Source organism: Streptomyces sp. NRRL S-495 (assembly GCF_000966955.1).
Taxonomy (GTDB): Bacteria; Actinomycetota; Actinomycetes; order Streptomycetales; family Streptomycetaceae; genus Kitasatospora; species Kitasatospora purpeofusca.
Genome location: NZ_JZWY01000281.1, coordinates 1 through 23,844, shown reverse-complemented (window position 1 = coordinate 23,844; position 23,844 = coordinate 1). Strand labels below are relative to the sequence as shown.

The 23,844-nt window shown below is 71.1% G+C and carries 19 protein-coding genes; 10 read left to right on the top strand and 9 right to left on the bottom strand.

All coding sequences use genetic code 11. The annotated features are described in order from the left end of the window. Positions 1 to 934, bottom strand: a 934-nt coding sequence (locus tag VR45_RS16190; RefSeq protein WP_045940462.1) for a hypothetical protein, incomplete at its 3' end; no start/stop codon positions are given. Between the two features lie 507 nt (positions 935 to 1,441). On the opposite strand from VR45_RS16190, the gene VR45_RS16185 reads away from it, so the two are divergent. Beyond that, positions 1,442 to 2,644: a M23 family metallopeptidase gene (locus VR45_RS16185; RefSeq protein WP_234325987.1), complete on the top strand. Its 1,203-nt coding sequence runs from the start codon at positions 1,442 to 1,444 to the stop codon at positions 2,642 to 2,644. A 57-nt stretch (positions 2,645 to 2,701) separates the two neighbouring features. Here the strand turns inward: VR45_RS16185 and VR45_RS16180 are convergent, their stop codons facing one another. Then, complete coding sequence (locus tag VR45_RS16180; RefSeq protein WP_045940460.1) at positions 2,702 to 3,589, bottom strand: NAD(P)-binding domain-containing protein; 888 nt, start codon at positions 3,587 to 3,589, stop codon at positions 2,702 to 2,704. A 53-nt stretch (positions 3,590 to 3,642) separates the two neighbouring features. On the opposite strand from VR45_RS16180, the gene VR45_RS16175 reads away from it, so the two are divergent. Both VR45_RS16175 and VR45_RS16170 read left to right on the top strand, forming a co-directional pair. After that, positions 3,643 to 4,029, top strand: coding sequence for a helix-turn-helix domain-containing protein (locus tag VR45_RS16175; protein ID WP_045940459.1), 387 nt, complete (start codon positions 3,643 to 3,645; stop codon positions 4,027 to 4,029). A 112-nt stretch (positions 4,030 to 4,141) separates the two neighbouring features. Next, positions 4,142 to 5,515, top strand: a complete 1,374-nt coding sequence (locus VR45_RS16170) for an MFS transporter (RefSeq protein WP_078896563.1) — start codon at positions 4,142 to 4,144, stop codon at positions 5,513 to 5,515. 113 nt (positions 5,516 to 5,628) lie between these two features. Here the strand turns inward: VR45_RS16170 and VR45_RS16165 are convergent, their stop codons facing one another. From VR45_RS16165 to VR45_RS48635, 5 genes are all read right to left on the bottom strand, one after another. Beyond that, positions 5,629 to 6,333: a hypothetical protein gene (locus tag VR45_RS16165; RefSeq protein WP_045940458.1), complete on the bottom strand. Its 705-nt coding sequence runs from the start codon at positions 6,331 to 6,333 to the stop codon at positions 5,629 to 5,631. Positions 6,334 to 6,352: 19 nt separating this feature from the next. Next, positions 6,353 to 7,063: a methyltransferase domain-containing protein gene (locus tag VR45_RS16160; protein WP_045940457.1), complete on the bottom strand. Its 711-nt coding sequence runs from the start codon at positions 7,061 to 7,063 to the stop codon at positions 6,353 to 6,355. Positions 7,064 to 7,886: 823 nt separating this feature from the next. Beyond that, positions 7,887 to 8,576 (bottom strand): DUF4097 family beta strand repeat-containing protein, encoded by a 690-nt coding sequence (locus tag VR45_RS16150; RefSeq protein WP_045940455.1) that lies wholly within the window; start codon positions 8,574 to 8,576, stop codon positions 7,887 to 7,889. Between the two features lie 73 nt (positions 8,577 to 8,649). Continuing rightward, on the bottom strand, positions 8,650 to 9,294 hold the full coding sequence (locus tag VR45_RS16145) for a response regulator transcription factor (protein ID WP_045940454.1): 645 nt from the start codon (positions 9,292 to 9,294) through the stop codon (positions 8,650 to 8,652). Continuing rightward, positions 9,285 to 10,541 carry a sensor domain-containing protein gene (locus VR45_RS48635; RefSeq protein ID WP_052709130.1) on the bottom strand — a complete coding sequence of 419 codons (1,257 nt, stop codon included), beginning with the start codon at positions 10,539 to 10,541 and terminating at the stop codon, positions 9,285 to 9,287. The genes VR45_RS16145 and VR45_RS48635 overlap by 10 nt, the downstream gene beginning before the upstream one ends. 270 nt (positions 10,542 to 10,811) lie before the next feature. Between VR45_RS48635 and VR45_RS16135 the strand changes: the two genes are divergently transcribed. Further along, complete coding sequence (locus VR45_RS16135; protein ID WP_045940453.1) at positions 10,812 to 11,141, top strand: hypothetical protein; 330 nt, start codon at positions 10,812 to 10,814, stop codon at positions 11,139 to 11,141. Between the two features lie 151 nt (positions 11,142 to 11,292). On the opposite strand, the gene VR45_RS16130 is transcribed toward VR45_RS16135, so the two are convergent. Continuing rightward, positions 11,293 to 12,363 (bottom strand): MupA/Atu3671 family FMN-dependent luciferase-like monooxygenase, encoded by a 1,071-nt coding sequence (locus VR45_RS16130; protein ID WP_045940452.1) that lies wholly within the window; start codon positions 12,361 to 12,363, stop codon positions 11,293 to 11,295. Between the two features lie 952 nt (positions 12,364 to 13,315). Between VR45_RS16130 and VR45_RS16125 the strand changes: the two genes are divergently transcribed. The 3 genes from VR45_RS16125 to VR45_RS44125 all read left to right on the top strand — a co-directional run bounded on the left by VR45_RS16125 (position 13,316) and on the right by VR45_RS44125 (position 18,411). Next, the gene (locus tag VR45_RS16125) at positions 13,316 to 14,899 is read left to right on the top strand and encodes an MBL fold metallo-hydrolase (RefSeq protein ID WP_045940451.1); all 1,584 of its coding nucleotides are present in this window, start codon (positions 13,316 to 13,318) and stop codon (positions 14,897 to 14,899) included. A gap of 75 nt (positions 14,900 to 14,974) precedes the next feature. Then, on the top strand, positions 14,975 to 15,994 hold the full coding sequence (hppD, locus tag VR45_RS16120; protein ID WP_045940450.1) for a 4-hydroxyphenylpyruvate dioxygenase: 1,020 nt from the start codon (positions 14,975 to 14,977) through the stop codon (positions 15,992 to 15,994). Beyond that, complete coding sequence (locus VR45_RS44125; protein WP_078896561.1) at positions 15,994 to 18,411, top strand: aminotransferase class I/II-fold pyridoxal phosphate-dependent enzyme; 2,418 nt, start codon at positions 15,994 to 15,996, stop codon at positions 18,409 to 18,411. The genes hppD and VR45_RS44125 overlap by 1 nt, the downstream gene beginning before the upstream one ends. A gap of 249 nt (positions 18,412 to 18,660) precedes the next feature. On the opposite strand, the gene VR45_RS16110 is transcribed toward VR45_RS44125, so the two are convergent. Next, entirely contained in the window at positions 18,661 to 19,464 is an 804-nt protein-coding gene (locus VR45_RS16110) for an alpha/beta fold hydrolase (protein WP_045940449.1), read from the bottom strand. 720 nt (positions 19,465 to 20,184) lie between these two features. On the opposite strand from VR45_RS16110, the gene VR45_RS16105 reads away from it, so the two are divergent. From VR45_RS16105 to VR45_RS16095, 3 genes are read left to right on the top strand one after another with little or no spacing between them, the layout of a single operon-like run. Continuing rightward, entirely contained in the window at positions 20,185 to 20,394 is a 210-nt protein-coding gene (locus tag VR45_RS16105) for a hypothetical protein (protein WP_045940448.1), read from the top strand. Continuing rightward, positions 20,391 to 22,148 (top strand): acyl-CoA dehydrogenase, encoded by a 1,758-nt coding sequence (locus VR45_RS16100; protein WP_052709129.1) that lies wholly within the window; start codon positions 20,391 to 20,393, stop codon positions 22,146 to 22,148. Before VR45_RS16105 ends, VR45_RS16100 begins: the two co-directional genes overlap by 4 nt. Next, positions 22,138 to 23,811, top strand: coding sequence for an acyl-CoA dehydrogenase (locus tag VR45_RS16095; protein WP_052709128.1), 1,674 nt, complete (start codon positions 22,138 to 22,140; stop codon positions 23,809 to 23,811). The genes VR45_RS16100 and VR45_RS16095 overlap by 11 nt, the downstream gene beginning before the upstream one ends. The last annotated feature ends 33 nt before the right edge of the window (positions 23,812 to 23,844 follow it).

Sequence of the window (23,844 nt, the reverse complement as noted above, 5' to 3'; positions counted from 1 at the left end):
TCGTCTGCGTGGTGGTGAACGGCCCGACCGGCTTGACGGGGGGCAGCACGCCGACGGCGATGAGCGGGGCCATGGCGCTGAGGACGGCTCCGTACATCGCCAGGGGGAGGCCGGTCAGCCAGGCCGGGACCAGCGGCAGCAGGCGCGGGACGCGTCGTCCGGACAGGAACGGCGTCCAGCGGGGGAAGACCTGTCCCCAGACGTACAGCAGGCCCAGCAGCAGGAAGATCCCGACCAGGGCGGCCAGCACGGTGATGTCGATCCCCACCGACGCGGCGGCCTTCGCCGGTCCCGAGGCGCCGGGGCCGATCGCCTCCCGCCACTCCTCGGCGGAGACGCCGAGGACGTTGCCGCCCAGGGTCCAGACGGTCTTGACCCCCGCCCACGGCAGGAGTCCGCACATGAGCAGGTACACCGCGCCGCGGGTCCGCCGCGGGGCGCGGGTCGCGGCCGGGTGGACGAGCGGGCCGTCGGCGGCGCCGGTGTGCGGCCTCGCGCACCGGGGGCATTCGCCGCGCAGCCGTCGGCGGTACGACAGGCCGACGAGCAGCAGCAGCACGGCCCCGGCGGTGTTCAGCAGCACCTGGGCCAGGCCGGTGGCGCTCTCGACCCCGGAGAGCGTCACCAGCGTCACGAAGTAGAGCGGCAGACCGCTCATGCCCACGGCGAACAGCGGGAGCGCCACCATCAGCGCCGCCGCCACCGCGACCCGGCCGGGCCCGGCCGGCGGCCGGGTGCTGGCCAGGCAGGCGGCGCCGGCCAGGAGGGCGAGGGCCGCCAGGGAGAGCTGGACCCCCGGCGCGTACGCGGAGTGCTCCTTCCACTGCACGGTGGTGCGGGTCGCCGCCCAGGTGATCTCGACGGCGGCGTACAACGCGCCCCACAGCGCGGCGGCCGTGGGTGCCCAGACGGGCCAGCGGCGCCTCCACAGCATCCGCTCCGGGCTCGCGGTCCCCGGCCGGGGAGCGAGGCCGGCCTTCGGACTCGTAGGAACAGCCACCGTGACCTCCGTACCTCCGGAATGCGCATGCAGGTCAAGACTCCCCGTCGGCCGGGGCCGGTCGCATCCGTCGATCGGAGCACCTGCCTCCCCCGGGCGGGGGAGGCGCGGCGCGCCCGGCCGGGGTGAGCGGCATCGGGGTGAAACCCGGGACCGGACCGGCCGCCGTGCGCCGCGGCGCGCCGCCCGGCAGGGGGTGCGACCGGTGAGGGGCCCGGACGGGTGCAATTCGGCGTGGACCCAGGGAGCGTCCGTCAGGATCGGGCCGCCGCCACGTTGCATGAGCCTGCGCCTCGCCCCCGGGGCGTACCGGCGCTCCTCCCCCCAGAGCCGCCGGCCTCGACGAACGACGGGGACCACATGGCACACCGAAACTCCCCCAGGTCCACCGGACACCGGGCCCTGTTCCGCGGGCTTGCCGGCGGCGTGCTCGGAGCTCTCGTGGCGGCGACCGCGATCGCGCCCGGGCACGCCGCCGCACCGACCGCACTGACCGCACTGCCGTCCGGCACCCAGTTCACCCCGCTCACCGCAGCGGTGCTGACCGAGCCCGCGCCGTTCGACGCCACGGACGGCAAGGTGCACCTCTCGTACGAGCTGCTCACCACCAGCGCTCTGCCCAGCAGTGCCCAGGTGCGACTCGACCGGGTGGACGTCCAGGACGCGAACACCCACCAGGTCGTCGGTTCGCTGGGCGGACCGGCGCTGGGCGCGGCCGCCAACCCGGTGGGCGACCCCCTGCCGGGGGCGGACGCGTACACGCCGCCGCCACCGCCGCCGACGGAGACCGTCATCCAGGGGTCCCAGCAGTGGATCATCTGGATCGACCTGACCCTCGACCACGGGCAGCCCGTGCCCGAGGTCCTCGAACACCACCTGGTGGGCGCGGTCCTGACCCCGTCCGGCACCTCGCCGTTCGAGGAGACGGTGCAGTCCACCCCGACCGCCCGCACAGCTCCGCTCGACCTGAGCCCGCCGGTCCTCCCCGGGAGCTGGTACGTCAGTGAGTCGTGCTGCGGCAACACCCACCACCGGCGCGGCTTCGCGCCGATCAACGGCCGCTTCTACGTGCCGCAGCGCTTCGCGATCGACTGGTACCGGGTCGGGGAGCAGGGACAGACCTGGGAGGGCGACCCCACCCGGCTCACCGACTACCTGAGCTACCGCCAGCCGGTCGTGGCATCGACCGGCGGCCGGGTGGTGGAGGTCCAGGACGGTCTCCCGGACAATCCGCCGCCCGTGTCACCCCCGGTTCCGCCGATCGCGGACACCGTGGGCAACCACGTCACGCTGGAGGTCGCACCCGGCCGGTACCTCCTCTACGGCCACCTGCACCCCGGGTCGCTGAACGTCCGGGAGGGGGACTGCGTCGAACCCGGCCAGACCCTCGGGCTGATCGGCAACAGCGGCAATTCCACCACCCCTCATCTGCACTTCCAGGTGCTGACGACGGCCGAGTTCTTCCCGACCGACAGCCCTCCCTTCACCTTCCGGGAGTTCCGGGTCGCCGGACACGTCGAGCCCCGGCTCTGGGACGACAATCTCGGCCTGCAGCCGACCGGCGTCCTGCCGATCCAGCCCTCGCCGTACGACGGCGAGCACCGGTCGGAGTACCCGCTGGACCGCGAGGTGATCGACTTCTGACCGCCCGGGTCGGCGGCCCGGGGCCCGCTCCCACGAGGCCGCCGGACCCCGGGCGGTTCAGCTTCGGCCCAGCACCTCGGCGAGGCGGCTCGCCCCGTCCTCGCCGTGGCCGAGGGCGATGGTCCGGCGGACCAGGCCCTCGGCCGCACGCATCACCCCGGACTCGATTCCGTGCGACTCCGCGGTGTGCACGACGTGGGCCATGGTGGAGACTGCCGAGGTGAGCGGGTTGATCGCGCCCGAGTAGCTGCCGCTGTCGAAGTCCTCGGCGAACTCCGCGAACAGCGGGGGCAGGATCGCACCGATCCCCTGGGCCAGCGGCGCCAGCTCCCGCCCGCTGATCCCCTCCGCCTTGGCCAGGGCCAGCGCGTGCACGTATCCGGCCATCGCGGTCCAGAAGATGTCCAGGAGCGCGATGTCGAAGCCGGCCGCCCGGCCGATCTCCTCGCCGAGGTGGGTGTGGGTACCGCCGAGCGCCGCCAGCAGCGGTGCGGACCGCTCGTAGAGGTCGGCCGGCCCGCTGTGGATGAAGACCGCTTCCGGCGTGCCGATGCTCGGGGCCGGCGTCATGATGGCGCCGTCCAGGTACTCGACGCCGTGCTCCGCCGCCCAGGCGGCCGTGGAGCGGGCCCGGTCCGGCGAGTCTGCGGTCAGGTTGACCACCGTCCGGCCCTTGAGCGCGGCCGCGACGTCCTCGCGGTGCAGCACGGCGTCCGAGGCGTCGTAGTTCACCACGCAGACGACCGTCAGCTCGCTCGCCGCCACGGCCTCCGCCGCGGTGGCCGCGCTCACCGCGCCCCGGGCGACCAGCGCGGCGTCCCGGCCCGGGGTGCGGTTCCAGACCGTGGTGCGGACGCCGGCGTCCGTGAAGGCGCCGGCCAGGGCGCGTCCCATCGGCCCGAGGCCGAGCACGGTGACGGTGGGCCGGGTGTGGTTGGTGGGCATACTTCATCTCCTGTAGACATGGTGGTGGACAACGACGACCCCGGGGGGAAGAGATGACGCGCAGTCAGGCCGTGAACCCGAACGTGTGCGGGGTGACCGCCGTGATTTCCGTGATCGACGGCAAGTGGAAGACGTCCCTGCTCTGGCTGCTGGAGGCCGGTCCGCAGCGCCCCGCCGCAATCCGCCGACGCCTTCCCGGGCTCAGTGAGAAGGTCCTCACCCAGGCCCTGCGCGAGATGGAGTCCGACGGCCTGGTGCACCGCGAGGTGCACGACGTCCTTCCGCTGAAGACGGTCTACTCGCTGACCGACTTCGGGCACCGGCTCTCCGACGCCCTCGGCCCGGTCTCCGACCTGGGCCACGAGCGCCTCGACCGCATGGCGGCCGAGCGGGCCGAGCAGGCCGAGCAGGTCGGACAGGTCGAACCGGTGGCCTCCTGACCCGCTGCCATCTCCTTTCGTTCTTCTGGGTGCCAGTCTCGTCGCGCCGCACGCCGCTGCCCAGTACGCACTAAAAGGTGGCTACTGGGCTGGCCGGGAAAGGCCGGTCGATGTGCGTGCGAACTACCCGGTGCTGTACAACACCGAGGAGCAGTGGGCCGGTTGGCGCGCCGTGATCACCGACCAGGAACGAGGGACCGTGAACGTCGACTCCGAACCCGTCCCGGCGGTTGCCGCTGCCCGGCCGGTCAGCGTATGGCGGCAGCGCAACTTCCGGGCCATGTGGTCGGCGCACACCGTCAGCCAGTTCGGCACTCAGATCACGTTCTTCGTCATCCCCGTGCTCGCGCTGACGACCCTTTCGGCATCGACGGGCCAACTCGGCCTCATATCGGCGCTGGAGACCGTACCGTTCCTGCTGTTCGGGCTCCCGGCGGGTGCGTTGCTCGACCGGTGGGACCGCAGGCGGGTGATGGTGGCGGCCGACATCGGGCGGGCCGCGGCCATCGCGCTGCTGCCGATCGGCCACTTCGCCGGGCTGTTGAGCGTTCCGCTGCTCTGTGCGGTCGGGTTCGCCATCGGGCTGTGCACGGTGTTCTTCGACATCGCGGATCAGGCCTTCCTGCCGACCGTCGTGTCCAGGGAGCAGACCCCGGACGGCAACAGCAGGCTGGAGTTCTCCCGCTCGGCCGCCGAACTGGCCGGTCCGAGCCTCGGCGGCCTGCTCCTGCAGTCGGTCGCCGCGCCGCTGATCCTGGTGGTCAACGCGGTGAGCTACCTGGTGTCCGCGCTCCTGCTGGGCCTCGTCCGGGTGCCTCGCGCCGAGGCGGCGGCGCCTCGGGCGAGGGCCGGGATGCGTACGCAGATCGCCGAGGGGCTGCGGTTCGTCTTCCGCCACCGGACGCTGCGGTCGCTGGCGCTCGCGACCGGGACGAGCAATCTGGTGGGACTGGGCGGTGCACTGGGGGTCGTGCTGACCGCCTTCGCCCTGCGTGACCTCGGGCTCTCGACGGGAGAGCTCGGCCTCGCCCTGACCGTGGGCAACTGCGGTGCGCTGCTGGGTGCCGTGCTCAGCGGTCGGCTCGTCGAACTCGCCGGCCTCGGCAGGGTCCTGATCGCGGCCAAGTCGATGTCGGGCATCGCCGTCGTCGTCCTGGCGACGGCCGCGCCGACCCGTGCGGTCCCCACCCTGATCGTGGCGACCGGCATCATGGCGTGTGGCATCACGGTCTACAACATCGCCCAGGTCAGCCTCCGCCAGGCCGTCACACCCACCGGCATGCTGGCCCGGATGAACGCCTCCGTCCGGTTCGCCGTCTGGGGCACGCTCCCGGTCGGCGCGCTGGCCGGAGGCTACCTCGCCTCCGTCATCGGCACCCGGCCCACCTTGTGGCTGATCGCCGGAATCGGCCTGCTCTCGTGCCTGCCACTGATGTTCACCAGGGACGTGCGGGCGTTGCGCGGCTTTCCCTCGCAGTTGCCGTAACGGCGGACGGTACCCGTTCTCCGGACAGGCCGCACAGTTCTCGTTCGTCAAGCAGAAGGAATTCACTCGGGGGGAGTCGACACGACGCGTCGCCGCCCCGGTCGCCGGTCAGGTCACCGTGGCCGGGGCGCCACGGCCACCGAGCCGTGCGCACCGAGGGCGGCCAGCCTGCGGGCGACCCCGTCCGCGAACAGCAGCAAGGCGGCGGTCACCAGCGCGGCCATGTGTTCGTAACCCGCCAACTCCGGGTCCACCGCCGTGATCGCGGTCGTCAGCAGCACCACGCCCAGCGCGGTCCGGCGCGCCCCGAACCGCCAGGCGACCAGCAGGCCCAGCCCGATCACGGCCACCGACGGCCCGGTGTCCCGGACCTGGGCGAATTCGGCGGGCAGGTGGAGCAGATGGCCGGGCGGCTGGGACACCCCGAAGCGCGCGTAGCAGGTGCTCACCAGCGAGCAGGTGTATCCGATGGCGAGCGTGCGCCACGGGCCGAGGGTCAGCTCGGCGGTCCCGAAGGCGAGGACCACCAGCAACACGGCGGTCCAGCAGGGCAGACCGATGGCCGGCACGAATATCGAGACCGGGAGGCGCAGCAGCGCGACCTCCCACGGGTCGGTGGCCCGGACCACGCCTGCCCGGGAGACGAAGGCCGCCCCGTTCGGGAACTCGTCGATCGCCGCGAACAGCAGCACCAGGCAGCTGGAGACCAGGGTGAGGGTCAGTGCGGCGGCGCCCCTGGCCCGCAGTCGGGCGTGCGCCCGGCGGTAGAGCAGGCCCCACTCGCTCTCGGCCGCGCGCCGGATATCGGGATTGTTCACGACGGTCCTCCAGTCCCGATCAGGAGTCGATGGTGGCCGCACGCCGGACCGCGGCACCGGCGAACGGCCGGCCTTCGGAGCCCGAGGTGCACGGCCGCAGCAGGGCGAAGTAGGCCAGGGCCGGTCCGGACTGCCGGATGACGTGCAGGCCGACGGCGTTGGCGTGCCGGGCCAGGGTCGCCGGGCGGATCTGGTGGCGGTCGAAGAACTCGCCGACGACCAGGCGACCGGTCGGCTTGAGGACCCGGCGCAGCTCGCTCAGGGCGGCGGGGACGTCCGGGATCTCGCCCAGCGCGGTGACCAGGTAGGCGGCGTCGAACGTGGCGTTGTCGAAGGGGAGTTCGCGCGCGTCGGCCAGGGTGGGGACGATGGTGTCGAGGCCGGAACCGGAGGCCCGGCGCATCACGTGGTCGAGCATCTCCTGCTGGATGTCGACGATGTCCAGCCGGCCCTCGGCGCCGAGCCGGGGCGCCACCTGGAGCGACTGGAGCCCGGTGCCGGGGCCGATCTCCAGCATCCGCTCGCCCGGCAGCGGCTGGAGCTGCTCGGCCAGCCGCTCCGAGGACAGGAACGGCAGTGGCAGGTCGAGCAGTCGGTGCTGCGCGTAGGGGTACGGCGCGGAGTCGGTCACCCACCAGGCGGTGGCCGCGGCCGCGGCCGAGGCGCCCGCAAGGGCCCAGATGCCGGCCTTGCCGAACGGGGCGCGCAGGGGTGAGGGGGCGTGGCGCATGGTTCTTCTCCAACGTTGGTCGTCGGCGTGGGACGGTGGTGCCCGCTCAGTGGATGTGGATGCCGCCGTTGGTGGCGGCCACGGCGAGGGAGGCCGACGCGTCGTCGCCGGTCGTCCTGGTGCACGGTCGGGCGGTGCGGTTCGAGGTACTGATCGTTCCGCTCCTCGTTCTCGGGAAGGCCGGTGGCCTTCACCGGGGTTCGCGGTGGCGCTGCGGGGCGACGCACCCGCATCGCCCCGCACCGACCATCTGCCCTCCAGCCAACAGCAGTTCGGCCGGGCCGGACACGTGGTCAGCCCACCGAACCGGGTATGGATAACCCCCAAGTCAGTCCGAGCCCTTGTTGTCCGAGCCGTTGTTGTCGGGCGGGGCGATGCCGGTGGCCTCGGCCGGGGCGGCAGCGGACTGCGGCCTCCTCGACCGCTGCCCGGAGCCGGACCGGCTGCCCGGGTGGCTGACCGAACGGGTCGGCCTACTGCCTGGAGATCCCGGCCGAGCAGATCAAGCCCGACGTCGAGCCGACCCCGGCCTGGGACCACCCCGGAACCGACTCACTCGTCGCCCTGCTGATCGAGAGGGCGGCCGAGGCCGCCTGGCCGCGGGAGACCGCAGAGAGGAGAGCCGGCGGTGCGTGCCGCCATGCCCCCGGCATGCTCGCCCGGTCGTCGACGGCGCACCGGCCGGCGCGAAGATCGTGCTGGTCGGCGTCTGCCCGCGCACCGGAACGGCCGACCCAGGGGTGGTGGCCGGCAAGGAGCTGGACATCCCCGGGTCGTTCGGTGGCAGCCCGGGTGACTACCGTCGTTCGCGGCACGGGCGTGCTCAGTGGACCGTGATGCCGCCGCGCGTGGTCTTCACCACGACGCTGTGCGGCGCGTCCGTGGCGGTGTTCGGCAGCGAGACGCTCGGCGACGACTGGGAGCTCTGCGCGTCGACGTGGTAGGTGGCGTCGCGAGGCATCCTGAGGTCGACCCTGCCGTAGCCCGTGGTGACCTTCAGGGAGGCGGGTGCCGCCGTGAAGGAGGCGCTGACCGCGCCGTCGGTGGTGATCACCTCGGCGTTCGGGGCGCTGCTGTCGGCGAGGGTCACCGTGCCGTAGGTGCTCCGCACGGTCAGCGGGCCGGACGACTGGTCCACCTCGACCCCACCCAGCCCGGTGGTCAGATCCAGCCGGCCGGTCAGGCCCTGCGCCCGGATCCCGGCGTCCCCGGTGCTCACCTGCGCGGCCAGGCCGGCCGGCACCGTGATCTGCAGGTGCTCCGAACAGTCGTTGGAGCAGCCGGCGGTGACCGTGACGTCCGACCCGGACCGGGTGACGGAGACCTGTGGGACACGGCCCGTGTAGCTGCCGCTCATGGCCACCGTGACCTGCGAGGAGCCGTCCTGACTCAGCGTCACGCGAAGTCCGTCGGCCCGGACCGTCACCTGGCTGGCGCCGGCCGCGTCCTGCTGCCAGTTGCCGCTGTACGGGTGGTGCGCCGGAAGCAGGGCGACCAGAATCCAACTGGCCACGGCGACGACCGTGACGAGGAGGGTCAGCCCTATGAGGAGGAGTCCGCGGCCCTTCTTCGATGTGGTACTGATCTCAAGCTCCCAGATAGCGCAGAACGGCGAGTACGCGGCGGTGGTCTCCCACCTCCTGCTGCAGATCGAACTTCACGAAGATGCTGCGGATGTACTTCTCCACCGCCGCCGTGCCGATCACCAGATCGGCCGCGATCCCGGCGTTGGAACGGCCCTCCGCCATGGCGGTGAGGACCTCCCGTTCGCGCGGCGTCAGGGTGGACAGCGGATCCCGCTGCCGGCTGCCGGCCAGCAGCTGCTTGACCACCTCCGGGTCGAGGACCGTCTCGCCCGCGGCGACCCGGCGCAGCGCGTCCACGAACTCCTCGGCGTCCGACACCCGGTCCTTGAGCAGGTAACCGACCCCGTTGTCATTGGTGTTGACCAGGTCGATGGCGTAGCGCTCCTCGACGTAGTTGGAGAGCACCAGGACGCCGGTCTCCGGCCAGCGGGCGCGTACCGCCAGTGCGGCGTGCAGGCCCTCGTCCAGGAAAGTGGGCGGCATCCGGACGTCCGTCACACAGACGTCCGGCCGGTGTTCGGCCACCGCGCGCAGGAGTTGCTCCCCGTCGCCGACCGCGGCGACCACCTCGATCCCCTGTTCGCTGAGCAGCAGTTCGATGCCCTGGCGCAGCAGCGCGGAGTCCTCGGCCAGCACTACCCGCATGGCAGTTCCACCTCGATCACGGTCGGTCCACCCACCGGACTGCTCAGCCGGAACCGCCCGTCCACCCCGGACACCCGGTCCGCCAGACCGGTCAGACCCGTGCCGGCCGCGAGGTCGGCTCCGCCACGCCCGTCATCGCCAACCTTAACGTCCAATCGGGCGCCCTCCCGCCGGATCTCCACCCAAGCGCGGGTCGCATGAGCATGTTTGGCCACATTGGTGAGCGCCTCGGTCACCGTGAAGTAGGCGACCGCCTCGATGGAGGAGGGCGGGCGCGGCTCCACCAGGACGTCGAGGCGCACCGGCACCGGAGCCAGCGCGGCGACGGCGGAGAGCGATCCCTCCAGGCCGCGGTCGGTCAGCACCGGCGGGTGCAGGCCACGGGCCAGGTTGCGCAACTCGGCGATGGCGCTGAGGGTTTCCCGCCGGGCGTCCTCGACCATCCTGTTGGTCTCGTGGTCACCGGACTTCTTCAACCGCGAGCTGGCCCGGCCAAGGGTGATCGACATCGCCACCAGCCGTTGCTGGGCACCGTCGTGCAGGTCCCGCTCGATCCGTTTGCGCTCCGCCTCGGCGGCGTCCACCACCCGGGCCCGACTTTCCGTCAGATCGTTGACCCGCTGCTCCAGGTCCGGGCCGCGGGGCCGGGAAAGAAGTGCGACGGCCAGCGCGGTGTCCAGTGCCAGCAGGAGTTTGACGAGCAGTGGGGAGAGGACCGTGCCGACCAGCAGTGCCACCGCCGCGACCAGCAGCGCCCGGGGCAGGGAGTCCACCACGAACGGCCCGAGCTGGGCCTCCCCGCCGGGCACTAGCCGGTAGTAGGCCGGAAGCAGTACCAGGGTCAGCGGCACGGCCCAGATCAGCGCCACCCCGACCACGGTCACCGCCGCCACCGGCATCAGCAGTACGAAGTAGCCGATCAGCCGCCAGGTGCAGAGGTTGTGGACGAGCGACTGCAGCGACTTGGCCAACCGCCACGAACAGACCGGCGTCGGCAGCTCGTCGAGCTCCAGCCCGCAGGTCACGGCGAACCGGGCACGCTCGACGGCGGCCAGCCGGAACAGCGCCCACCCCGCCGCCACCGTGAGCGGCAGGCCCACCAGGCCGGCCGGCGCCAGGCAGACGGCGACGACCAGCACGACCAGCACGACCAGTCCCGCCAGCGCCACCAGACCGTCGAGTACCAGGTGTATCGACGCCCGCCACAGCACGGGGGAGGCCAGCGCGCGCAGCGGATTGCCCGGCACTACCTCGCGAGGTGGCCGGGCATCCGTCCGGGCTCTGCCGATGGCACGGCCGGCGATGTTCTCGGTCAACTGCTTCAGACCCGCTCTCGTGGGCAGTGCGGGCGGCGACCAGGTCACCGTCCGCGCCTCGATTCGACAAGGGGACGGTACCCAACCCGACCACCCGTCGGCAGCGAGGCAAGCCAGCCGGCGGGGGTAGGGTTTACCCCCCGTCCGGCCGGTGGGTTCACGTTGTCGACTCGGCGCCGCCCGGTGCGACATCGTGGGGACATGACCGATCGACACTCGAGCGCCGCCGGCCGCCCCTGCCCGGCCGGCAGGACCGACGACATCGAGCAGTTCCTCGTGCACTACGGGGACACCATAGACGACCGGGTCGCCGAGATCGTCGCCGAGATCGTCGAAGAGGCCGTCGGCGAGCAGCTGAGGCGGTACCGGCGCGACGTCGCGCTGCCGGTCACCGTCGCGCTGCTGGCGGCCGCGGCCGTCTCGGTGCCGCTCATGTGGTGGAGCCTGTGGACAGTCCCCCTGGTGTGGGCCGTCACCGCCGTCATCTGCGTATCGCTGTCACGGACCGCCCGGATCCCGCGCCGCCAGTGACGGGCCGCGGGCGTCCGGGCTTCGGCCGACCCTCCGTGCGTACCCCTGACGCACGGAGGGTCGGCCGTGGCCGAACTCCAGGCCGCCACCCGTGGTGTCGAGGACGGTGCTCCGGCCGTGGGCGCGGCCCGACGTCGGCCCAAGGGCGCTCTCAGCGCCCGGTGTGCGCACGCCAGGTGTCGTGCAGCCGGGCGAGGTGCTGGAAGCCGTCCACGACCTGGTCGGTCGCCACGCCGAAGTCCACCAGGCACGCGACCTCGTCCACGCCGGCGTCGGCGAGCTGCTTGAGCATCGCCATGCACTCCTCGACGGTCCCGAACATGCCGCTGGTCTCGAAGTACCGGTCGAAGGCCTGGGACACCAGGAAACGGCGGTCCTCCTCGCTCACCTTCTTCATCTCCCGCATCATCGCGGCACCGTCGGCTCCCGCGGCCTCGGCAGCCTTGACCAGCAGGTCGAAGGAACTGGCGAGATAGCGGGAGAACGGCTCGCGCACGGTCTCCCGTACGGCCTCGCGGTCAGTGCCCACGAAGGTGTGCAGCATCAGCGACACGTGGGCGCGCCCCACGTCGCCCTGGTGCTCCTGGTATGCCGCCCGGTACTCGGCGATCCGCTTCGCCAGCGTCCCGATCTCCTGGCCCAGCAGGTGGGTGAGGACGCCCATGCCGTGCTGTCCGGCCAGTTCGAAGGTCGCCGGGGAGCCGCCGGTGGTCAGCCACATCGGCAGCTCGGGCTGAACCGGCGGCGGGAACACCTTCAGCGACACCGACTCGCCCGCGCCGTCGACGAGTTCGATCGACTCACGCCGCCACAGCCGGCGAATCGTGTCGATCGTGTCCATCAGCGCGCTCTTGCGGGTCTCGTAGTTCTCCGGGCGCAGCGCGAAGTCGGCGGCATGCCACCCCGAGGCGATCGCCACCCCCGCCCGCCCGTTGGAGAGGTTGTCGACGACCGACCACTCCTCGGCGATCCGCATCGGGTGGTGCAGCGGTGCCACCACGCTGCCGGCCCGCACGGCCACCCGCTTGGTCACCGCGGCGACCGCGGCGCCCGTGACCGCGGGATTGGGGTAGAGCCCGCCGAAGGCGTGGAAGTGGCGCTCCGGGGTCCACACCGCGGTGAAGCCGTTGTCGTCGGCGAAGCGCGCGCCCTCCAGCAGCAGCCGGTAGCAGTCCTGCTGCTCGGTGTCGTTGTTGGCGAAGTAGAAGAGGCTGAAGTCCATCCGCGTCTCCGGATCGTGTGCACGTGGTGTGTGGTTGGGTGAAGGAGGACGCCGGGTCGCCGCGCCTGACCACCCGGCGGGCCGGATCCCGCCGATCGTGGGAATCCAACCGAAGGCAACCAGCAGATGGGTGGCTTCAGAAGCCGACAGTGCGGCCCATGAGCAGGATCAGTGCCGAGCGGTACCGCTGGGCGTACTGCAGGACTCTGCGCACGGTGCCTGCTCGGACCCGCTGTCCGGTGACCGAGTCGTCGTCAACAGGCCCACCAGGTCGACAGCGCCTGACTGTGCCGGGGGTTCCATCGCCATGTGTGATGTCCCGTCAGTGTTCTCGTGGAAGTTCGAGGACCGGATGGTGGCGCGTATGGACCGTAGTGGCTGGTGCGCCTCCTCCTGGTCCCGCTCGGCAGTGGCGGCGACTCGGCCATCGAGCGTCGGCACGCTCTGCCGCGGCCACCTTGGCACCATGCGCGACGCGGATCAAGACCGACCGCGGACGGTGCGAAGTGCCCCGTTCAACCGGTGCCGGGCCGCAGTTGGACGGATGATCGGGGCCGCGGCGTGCCCGGTTCCGCACTTTCCCCGAATGGGGCTCCTTGAGAGACGGTGCGAGCACATTCGACTGTCGGGGCGGCCTCCGGCCGAGGGTGTTCAACTGTCGCACTGCCGCAGTTGAACTGTACGGCCGAGCACGGTACCTGCGCCGAGTCTGCAACGGACCGTGCTGTGCAAGGCACACGTATTGATCGACGGTGCCTGCCGAGCCATTCTGCTGATGTCGCTCATGCGGGCGGCGAGGTGAGCGCCCCCTCCTCAATGACTTGATTTCAGGTTCTTGTTGTTCTCCGGCGTTTAATGATTCCGCGATTCGCTGCCGCGTCCGGGTGGGACGGGCACGACGAATCGTCGGCTGCCCTGTTGATGGTGTCGTTTTTCCCGAGAAGGTGTGCAGATGGCTGATGAGCAGTTGTTTCTGCGGTCCAAGGTCATTATCGAGCCGTTGGTGGACCGGTTTGTCGCCCAGCCGCACACCATGGCGCCGGTGCAGGCGGCGATGAACCTGGCGTTCCTGCACGTCCCGCTGCTCGAGTCGTACCTGCAGTCCCCGCAGGTGCATGTCGCGGCCAGCAACAACCCGGAGCTGCGCGGCGGTTACTTCATCAACATCCCGGAGGAGCGCGCCGAGGAGGTGCGCGAGCTGCTCGCCACCATCAAGCGGGACCGGGCCGACATGCTGAAGTTCGCCGAGGCGATCGCCGCCGGCCAGGAGCTGCTGCGGGCCAACGCCACCGGCTTCGACCTGACTCCGCTCTACCCGAAACTGCCGGACGAGCTGGGCGGTCTGGTCGAGCTGGCCTACGACACCGACAACCAGGCGCAGCTGCGCTTCATGGAGCCGGTGCTCTACCGCAGCCCGTACTACCAGGAGTCGCGCCAGTCGGTGCAGCTCTCCTTCGAGACCGGCATCGAGCGCCCGTTCATCCTGAGCACTCCGCGGCTGCCCTCCGAGGATGTGCTGGAGCTGGACATCCCGTTCCGGCACCCCGGTCTGACGGAGCTGTTCAAGGCCCGTGTCAAGCCGACCACGCTGGCCCACCTGCGTGAGGCTCTGGAGCTGAACGACGAGCAGGCGGCCGTTCTGCGCACCATGCTGAGCGAGACCCCGGCCCTGAACGAGGACCGCCACATCGATTCCGGTGGCCGGATCCGCTACTTCGGCCACGCCTGCCTGGTGCTGCAGACGCCCGAAGCCGCCATCGTCACCGACCCGTTCATCAGCGCGGACAGCGACGCGGGCGACCGCTACACGCTGGACGACCTGCCGGACTACATCGACCTGGTGCTGATCACCCACGGCCACCAGGACCACATCGTCATGGAGACCCTGCTGCAGCTGCGCGGCCGGGTCGGCAGGATCGTCTGCCCGCGCTACTCCCGCGGCAACCTGGCCGATCCGTCGATCGCGCTGATGCTCAAGCACCAGGGCTTCGACGTGGTGGAGGTCGACGACTTCGACGAGGTCGAGTTCCCGGGCGGGAAGATCACCGCCACCCCGTTCCTCGGCGAGCACTGCGACCTGGACATCCGCGCCAAGTCGACCTACTGGGCCGAGCTGGCGGGCAAGAAGGTCTTCATCGGTGCCGACTCCTCCGGCATCGACCCGCAGCTCTACCGCTACATCAAGAACCACCTGGGCACCGCCGACTACGCCTTCCTCGGCATGGAGTGCGACGGCGCCCCGCTCACCTGGCTCTACCAGGCACTGCTGACCATCCCGGTCACCAAGAAGATGAGCAACTCCCGCAAGCTGTCCGGGTCCAACGCCGAGCAGGCCGCCGCGATCATGGTCGAGCTGGGCGCGAAGGAGGCCTGGATCTACGCGATGGGCGAGGAGGACTGGCTGGGTCACGTGATGGCGACCACCTACACGCCGGACACCTACCAGATCAAGCAGATCGAGGAGTTCCTCGGTTGGTGCAAGGAACAGGACATCCCGGCCGGCCACCTGTTCAAGCAGCAGCAGTGGCGCTGGTAGCAGCCCGTGGTTGACCGCAGGATCCAGGCGAACCCTCACCGAATTCCGCTCCCAGCCCCTGTTGGAGGTACTTCCATGGCTGTCCACGACATCGGCTATGTCGAGCTGTACACGAGAGACGCGGTAACGGCCGTCGACTACTTCGTGTCCGCCATGGGGTTCACCCGGGTGGCCGACTCGGTTGAGCCGGAGCGGAGTTCGGTGCTCCTGCAGCAGGGTGATGTCCGCCTGGTGGTCACCTCCGGGCGGGGGATCGTGAGGTTCCTGGAGCAGCACGGCGACGGCATCGCCGACATCGCGCTGACCTGTGACGACGTGGCGGCGACCGCCGCGGCGGCGGCATCGGCCGGCGCCACGGTGACGCGTTCCTTGCAGGGCCTGCCGGTCGTGTCCGGCTTCGGAGATGTCGTGCACACCCTGCTGCCGACCGGGTCGATGGTCAACGGCCTTCCCGTCAGCCGTAGTTGGTCTCTCACGCCCGGGGTCACCGCGACGGCGGCAACCGGTCGGGTCACCGGCCTGGACCACATCGCGGTCTGCCTCGAGGGCGGCGCCCTGGAGAAGTACGCCGACTTCTACCGTGATGCCTTCGGCTTCTCCCGCTACTCCTCGGAGTATGTTGCGGTCGGCGCCCAGGCGATGGACTCCATCGTGGTGCGCAGCGACTCGGGAAGTGCCATCTTCACCCTGGTCGCACCGGACCCTGGCAAGGAGCCCGGGCAGCTCGACAACTTCCTGGAGCGCAACGGCGGCGAGGGGGCGCAGCACCTGGCCTTCCGCACCGGTGAGATCATCGCCGCGGTGCACGAGTGCCGTGAGCGGGGTGTCGTGTTCCTCGACACACCGGACAGCTACTACGACATGCTCGGCGAGCGGCTCGGCGGTCTGCAGGCCCAGGTCGAGGAGCTGCGCGAGACCAAAGTCCTGGCTGACCGCGATGAGTGGGGTGACCTGCTGCAGATCTTCACCCGCTCGCCCTACCCGCGCAACACGCTCTTCTTCGAGCTGATCCAGCGCAACGGTTCGCGCGGTTTCGGCAGCGCCAACATCCGAGCCCTGTACGAAGCGGTGGAGCGCGATCGGCTGACTTCGTGATGGGTACGGAAGGCCCCGGGGCCACCGGACTGTTCACTCTGAAGGACTACGAGACAGCCGCCAAGGCCCGGTTCGACCACGGGAGTTGGGACTTCATCGCCGGTGGCGCCGGCCAGGAGCGTACCCTGACGGCCAATCTGGCGGCGTTCGACCGGGTGCGGTTGCGGCCGCGGGTGCTGTCCGGATCCGGGGTTCCTGTGACCAGGACCACGGTGCTGGGCGGCAGTTGGCCGGCGCCGATAGCGGTGGCGCCGATGGCCTATCACACCCTGGCTGATCCGGAGGGCGAGGTGGCCACCGCGCGGGCCGCCGGCCGGGCCGGACTGCCGCTGGTGGTGAGCACCTTCGCCGGCCGGACCTTCGAGTCCATCGCCGAGGCCGCCAGTGCGCCGCTCTGGCTCCAGGTGTACTGCTTCCGGGACCGTTCCACCACCCGGCAGCTGGTGGAACGGGCCGAGCGGGCCGGCTTCGAGGCGCTGGTGCTCACCGTGGACGCCCCCCGGCTCGGCCGCCGGTTGCGCGACCTGCGCAACGACTTCCGGCTGCCGGACGGGATGGTGCCGGCCAACCTGGCCGGCGGCGACTACGCCTCCCCGAGCGCACACGCGCTCACCGAGTTCGATCCCGCGCTCGACTGGTCGGTCATCGACTGGCTGCGTGAGATCAGTGCACTCCCGGTGCTGGTCAAGGGAGTTCTGAGCGGGGTCGACGCCCGGGCGGCACTGCGCGCCGGGGTCGACGGGATCGTGGTGTCCAACCACGGCGGCCGCCAACTGGACGGTGCCCCGGCCACTCTGGACGTGCTCGCCGAGATCACCGCGGCAGTCGGCGGGGTGTGCCCGGTACTGGTCGACGGCGGCATCCGCCGCGGTGCCGACGTGCTGGCCGCCCTGGCCCTGGGCGCTGACGCGGTGCTGCTGGGCCGTCCGGTGCTGCACGGCCTCGCGGTCGGTGGCGAGAACGGCGCGGCGCACCTGCTAGAGCTGATCACCGAGGAGCTGGTCGAAGCCATGGCACTCACCGGGACCCCGTCGGTTGCCGAGGCGGGTCCCGCGCTGGTCGGCGCGGAACCCGAAGCCACCCCGGCGCCGAGCGCGGCTCGGACCACGCCGGCCGCCGGGCTGCGCAAGGCCGAGCTGCACGGCAGTGTCAGTGACCCGGTGCTGGACACCATGAACTTCCTCAACGAGGTCACCACCCGCTATCCGCAGGCGATCTCGTTCGCCCCCGGCCGCCCGTACGACGGCTTCTTCGACACCGAGCAGATCTTCACCCATCTGCGGCGCTACCTCGACCACCTGGAGGAGCAGGGCGCCTCGCCCGGACAGGTGCGCTCCGGGCTCTTCCAGTACGGCCCGACCAGCGGCCAGATCCGCGAGCTGATCGCGGACTCGCTGCGCAAGGACGAGAACACCGACGTCGCCCCCGAGTCCATCGTGGTCACGGTGGGGTGCCAGGAGGCGATGTTCCTCGCCGTGCGGGCGCTGATCTCCGGACCCGAGGACGTGCTGCTGGTCTCCAGCCCCTGCTACGTGGGGATCACCGGCGCGGCCCGACTGCTGGACGTCACCCCGACCGCCGTGGCCGAGCGCGAGTCGGGCTTCGACTGTGCCGATCTGGAAGCGGCCGTCCTGGCCGAGCGGGCCCGCGGCCGTCGTCCCCGGGTGTTCTACGTGATCCCCGACCACTCCAACCCGTCCGGCACCACGATGCCGCTGCAGACCCGGCTCGACCTGCTCGACCTGGCACAGCGTCACGACATCCTGGTGCTGGAGGACAGCCCGTACCGGATGGTCAGCCCGGGGCAGCAGTTGCCCACGCTGAAGTCCCTGGACCGTCACCGGCGGGTGGTGCAGCTGGGATCGTTCTCCAAGACGCTGTTCCCCGGCGCCCGGGTGGGCTATGTGGTGGCCGACCAGACGGTGGTGGATGCCGACGGCCGCGCCGGCCTGCTGGCCGACGAGCTCGCCAAGATCAAGAGCATGGTCACGGTGAACACCTCGGCCGTCAGCCAGGCCGTGGTAGCGGGCATGCTGCTCGCGGCCGACGGTCGGACCTCCGAGCTGAACCGCGAGACCGCCGCCTACTACGGCGACGCGATGCGGGTCACCCTGGAGGAGCTCGCCAAGCAGTTCCCGGCCGCCGAGCGGGAGGCCCTCGGGGTGCGCTGGAACGAGCCCACCGGAGGCTTCTTCCTCAGCCTCACCGTACCGTTCCGGGCCGACAACGCGGCGTTGATCCGCTCGGCCGAGGAGTTCGGTGTGATCTGGACCCCGATGTCCTACTTCTATCCGGACGGCGGTGGCGAACATGCCGTCCGGCTGTCCGTCAGCTACCTGACGCACCAGGGGATTGCCGACGGGGTTCAGCGGTTGGCGCAGTTCATCAAGTCCCAGTCCCGGACGGACCGCGACTGAGCCGTCCGCGCCCGAACCGGCGGGGGCTGCCCGTGCCGGCGCCGACCTTCACCTGCTGGTCGATCACCGAGGCGCTGCTTCTGGCCCGAGCAGTACGGCAACCCGGACCACCCGGCCTCCTGCCGGGTGGTCGCCCGGCGCTCCGGCACCGAGGCCACCCGCGAACTGCGTGCCCGGCTTGGGCGCCCGGGTCGACGGCCGGGCGGGCGAACAGGCTCGTGCGAGGCCCCCGTGTTGTCAGGGGGACCGTCAGTACTTGGCGAGGAACTCGGTGATCGCGACGTTGACCGCCTCCGGTCGCTCCAGGTGCCCCAGGTGTCCGGCATCGGGGATCTCGACGAAGTCGCAGCCGGGGATGGCGTCGGCCACCTCCGCGACCAGGTGGGGCGGGCAGATCAGGTCGTCGGCGAAACCGATCGCCCGGCACGGCGCCGTGATCGCGCGCAGCGCCTTGCGCCGGTCGCCGGTCTGGGTTGCCCAAGCCTGGCCGTCGGCGGTGTTGCTGCCGTTGCCGGTCAGTTCGAGGATGTCCAGCCAGGAGCGGATGGCGGCGTCGTCGTTCAGCGAGGAGGGGGAGAGCATCTCCAGGACGGTGCGGACCGCCTCGTACTTGGGCGGCAGTCGGACACCGTTCTCCCGCATCAGCTGTTCGCTCTCCAGCATCGCCCGGCGCATCGCGTCGGACCGGGCCCTGGTCGCCATCAGGACCGCCGAGCGCACCAGATCAGGGGCCTCGACGGCCAGCTCCTGGGCGATCATGGCTCCCATGGAGTACCCGACGATCCGGCACGGGCCGAGGTCCAGCGCCTCGATCAGCCCCTTGGTGTCAGCCACCATGTCGGCCAGCGAGTACTTGCCCTCCGGTGCGTCCGAGCCGCCGATGCCCCGGTTGTCGAAGACGACCGCCTGGTAGCCGGCCTGGATGACGGCCGGAGCCTGGTGCATCGTCCAGACACGGCCCGCGGCCCCCGAACCCATGATGAACAGGACGGGTTCGCCGCGGCCCGAGCGCTGGTACGAGAGGCGGATGCCGTTGCTGCTCACCTGGGGCATGGTGTCGGGACTCCTGGGGGAGAGGGAATCGAGGTGGAGGAGGCCCGTCGATACGGGTCCGCTGCACCCACCTTGGCACCGCCGCGGCCCCGGAGGCCAGGCATCCGAGGAACGGCCGGGTCCGCTCCGCCGGAATCCCCGACTCGCGCAGGGCGCGCGACTCACCTGCGACGCGTAGCGCCGCGACAGTCGCACGGCGTTGTCGGAAAGGTGGAACAGACTGGACCGTTCATGCCGGACGGTCGAGCCTGAGCTCCGAAGAGCGCCTCCGAATCGGGCAGCCACCCGCGGATCCGACAGCAACGGGCTGTCGCAGCACGGTTGTTCACGGGTCACGGCTTGACATCGGCGCCAGCGATGCGGTCCCGCTCGCCGGGCGACCGGATGTTCAACCGATGGTGTGCGGCAGTTGGACACCCGCGCGCACTCGTCCGGGAGCGCACACCCTTGCGTTCCAGCACTTTTGCACCATCTGGGTGTTCAGGGTCCGCGTGCACTGCGCCACTTACCGAGCGACGAGGGTTGGGGCATAGTGGTCGGCGGCCTCGCCATGATCCCTGATGCCGACGCAACCGATGCCGATGATGCGCGTCGCGAGCGGTCCGGCCCGGACGGCGACGCGAGGCGGCCGGCCGCATCTCGGCTGAGGCAGGAGCCGGAACGGTGCGCAGCACCCCCGGATCAAAAGTGACTGACGGAGCAGCAGCCTAGGGGAACACCATGGATGACGATCTCGGCGGCTACCAGAGCCTGGGGGCTGCCTTCGACGCGCGGATCGCGCCTGACCCGGAGAGAGCCGTTCTCACTGTCTCCCGGGGCGCTGCCGGGGAGGACAACGGGAGCCTCGGCCTCACGGAGCCGGTGCGGCTCACCCCGTCGCGCGAACCGGACCCCAGGGTGCGGCGCCTGGCGGCGGGAGGCCTCACGTGACCGCCACCCGCGCGGACGCCGGGATCGAGGCGGCCCTCGACGAAGCCCTGGGCATGCTCGACGAGACGGCTCGCCGGTCCGTGGAACTCGATGAGAACGAGCAGTTTCCCGCGGACTTCTGTTCCCGCCTCGATGGGTTCGGCATGCCGGCCTACTACGTGCCGACCGAGTGGGGCGGCGCGTTGTTCGACCACGAGGAGATGATCCGGCTCTGGCGCACCGCCGCTCGCCGTGACATCAGTGCAGTGACGGCCCACGCCAAGACGTACCTGGGCGTGGCCCCGGTGTGGATCGCCGGTAGCCCGGAGCAGGCCAGGGCCACCGCCGACGCGGTGATGTCAGGCCGCCCGGTGGCTTGGGCGCTGTCCGAGCCGGAGCACGGCGCCGACCTGTTGAGCGGCTCCGTCACCGCCACGGCGGAGCCTGACGGCTACCGTGTCGACGGCGTGAAGTGGCCGATCAACAACGCCACCCGCTCCAGCTGCGTCACTCTGCTCGCGCGCACCGGCCGGGGCGGCTCCGGGCGTGGCCAGAGCCTCTTCCTCGTGGACAAGTCGGTTCTGCAGCCGGGTACTTGGCGCACCCTGCCGAAGGTGATGACGCACGGCATTCGCGGGATCGACATCTCCGGCATCGAGTTCGACGGTGCGCTGCTGCCGGCGGACGCATTGATCGGCCCGGAGGGAAGCGGCCTGGAGACGGTGCTGCTCGCGCTCCAGTTCACCCGGACGATGTGCACCGCACTCTCCCTCGGCGCCGGTGAGCACGCGCTGCGACTCGCGGCCCGGTTCACCGCGGCGCGCGTGATCCAGAAGCGCCCGCTGACCGAACGGCCGTTCCCTGTCTCGGTCCTGGCCCGCGGCGCTGCGCTGCTGACGGCTGCCGAAGCGACCTCGCTGGTCGCCGGCCGTTCGATCCACAGCCTCACTGCGGAGATGAGTGTGACCTCGGCAGTCGCGAAGGCACTCGCGCCCACCCTGGTCGACGACACGCTCGGGGAGCTCGCCGAACTGCTCGGCGCACGTTCCTTCCTCTCCGACGTCTACGAGTACGGCGCGTTCCAGAAGGTGTGGCGTGACCACCAGATCGTGGCGGTGTTCGACGGCAGCACCCCGGTGAACCGCGCCGCCCTGGTGCAGCAGTTCCCCAAGTTGGTCCGTGGCTTCGCCGCCGGCACCGTCGATGCGGAGGGACTGGCCGAAGCCGTGTCGGTCGGCGGCCCGGTCCGGCCCGTCGACCGTGGCGCACTGACCATGGTGTCCCGGCAGGGATGCTCGGTCGTGCAAGCACTGCCGGCGCTCGTCGAGTCGATCGGCGGCAAGCCCGCCCCCACCGGGCTCGCCGACCAGTCCGTCGCACTGCGCGCCATGGCCGAGTACCTGCACGGCCGGATGGCCGAGGTGGCGCCCGCCGCCCGTCCCGCCATGGCCGCCTACGAGTTGGCCGCCGCCTATGAACTCTGCTACGCGGGTGCGGCCTGCCTGCACCTGTGGGCCACGGGTGAATCCGAGCACGCGGCGGAACCGCTGTGGCAGGACGGCCTCTGGGTGCGGGCCGCGCTGCGCGCCCTGCTGGCCAGGCTCGCCGCGGTACTGCGGGTGCCACAGCCGGTTGCCGCGCCCGGCGACGACCGGCTCGACGGCGCGCTGGCCCGTCTCATCGTCGACGCCGCGACCACCGGTGCCCCCGTCACCCCGTTCGGGGCGCCGGCGCCGCGGTCGCTTCAGCAGGGGAAGGACTCGCGTGAGCGCTGAGAAACTGGACGCACTGTTCGGCAACCCACGGGATGCGGACAACCCGGTCGGCTACGCCGCCATCCTCGCCGCCGACGAGCGGCACGAGATGCTCGCCGAGGGCGAACGCCTGCTGGACGCCTACGGCATGAACGCCGAGTTCGTGCCCGCCGCGTACGGTGGCCGGCTGGTGCGGGCCGACCGGCTTGCCGAAGTGCAGCGGGAGCTCTGGCGACGCGACCCCTGCCTCGGCCTCGGCTACGGCTTCAGCTCCCTTCTCGGATCGGTCAACATCTGGTCCGCGGGCACGCACGAGCAGCGCACGAAGGCGTCCGAGATCCTGCTGAGGGGCGGCCGGATCGCGGCCGCCTTCCATGAACTCGACCACGGCAACGACTTCGCGCAGGCCGAATGCGCTGCTTCTCCGAGCGACGACGGCTGGCTGCTGAACGGACGCAAGGAGATCGTCACCAATCTGCGCCGTGCCGAAGCCATGGTGGTCTTCGCCCGGACCAGCGAGGCCGCCGGCAGCCGCAGCCACAGCCAGTTCTTCGTCACCCGGGCCGAGTTGCCGGCCGACCGCGTGCTGGATCTGCCGCGGTTCCCCAGCTCGGGAATGAACGGAGTGCAACTCGGCGGACTGCGGTTCTCCGACTGCCCGATCCCCGGCGACGCGATGCTCGGCCGGCCCGGTCAGGGCATCGAGAACGCCCTGCGGGCCTACCAGCTCAGCCGAGTGGTGCTCCCGGCCGTCATCGTCGGTCCGTTGGACACCGCCCTGCGTCTGGCGCTGGAGTGCGTGCACGAGCGCCGCCTCTACGGTGGCTTCGCCGCCGACCTGCCCTATGTGCGCACCGCCCTCGCACGCGTTTTCGCCGACCTCCTGGCCATCGACGCCTTCTGCGGCGTCGGACTCCGGGCGCTGCACCTGGCCCCGGAGGCCACGCTGCTCTACGCGCCGGCGGTGAAGTACCTGACGTCACGGATCCTGCTGGATGCCTTCGAGGATCTGCGTGCGGTCATGGGCGCCCAGGGCTACCTCCGCGAGGGCTCCTACGCGATGTTCCAGAAGCTCGTCAGGGACGCCGCTCCGGCCACCTTCGCCCACATCTCGCGCTCCGCCTGCCTGGTGCTGATCCTGCCGCAACTGCCGCGGCTGGCGCGGAAGTCCTGGCTGACCGACCCGGCCGCCGCTCAGCAGCTGTTCGACCTCGGCGCGGATCTGCCGCCGCTGGACTTCGACCGGCTCGCCGTCGGCATGCTGTCCGGTGACGGGCTGATCGGCGTGCTGGCCGAGACCGCCGAGCGCGAGTCGGCCGGGAGCCCGGTCGGTCGGTTCGCAGTGCGCTTCAGGGACGAGGTGCTCGCGCTGCGCGACCAGTGCGCCGCACTTGCTCCCTCGGACCTCACGATCGGAGCCTCCCCGGAGGCCTACGCGGCGGCCGACCGGTACACCGTGCTGATCGCCGCCGCCGCCGCGCTCGCGGTCTGGCGCAGCGATGGCCGGCAGCAGGAGGCGGCGCTCCTCGGGATCCTCGACCGGCTCTCCGGACGCCTCGGTGGCGCCCCGGTGCTCACTCCGGACGAGCGCGCGAGTGCCGAGCAGGCACTGTTCGACATCGCTGTCGAGCGCTTCCAGGACGGGCGGCTCCTCGATCTGTCCGCACGTCGTGTTTCGGGATGAGAGAGGGAGTTCGATGACTGACAGGGGAGTGGG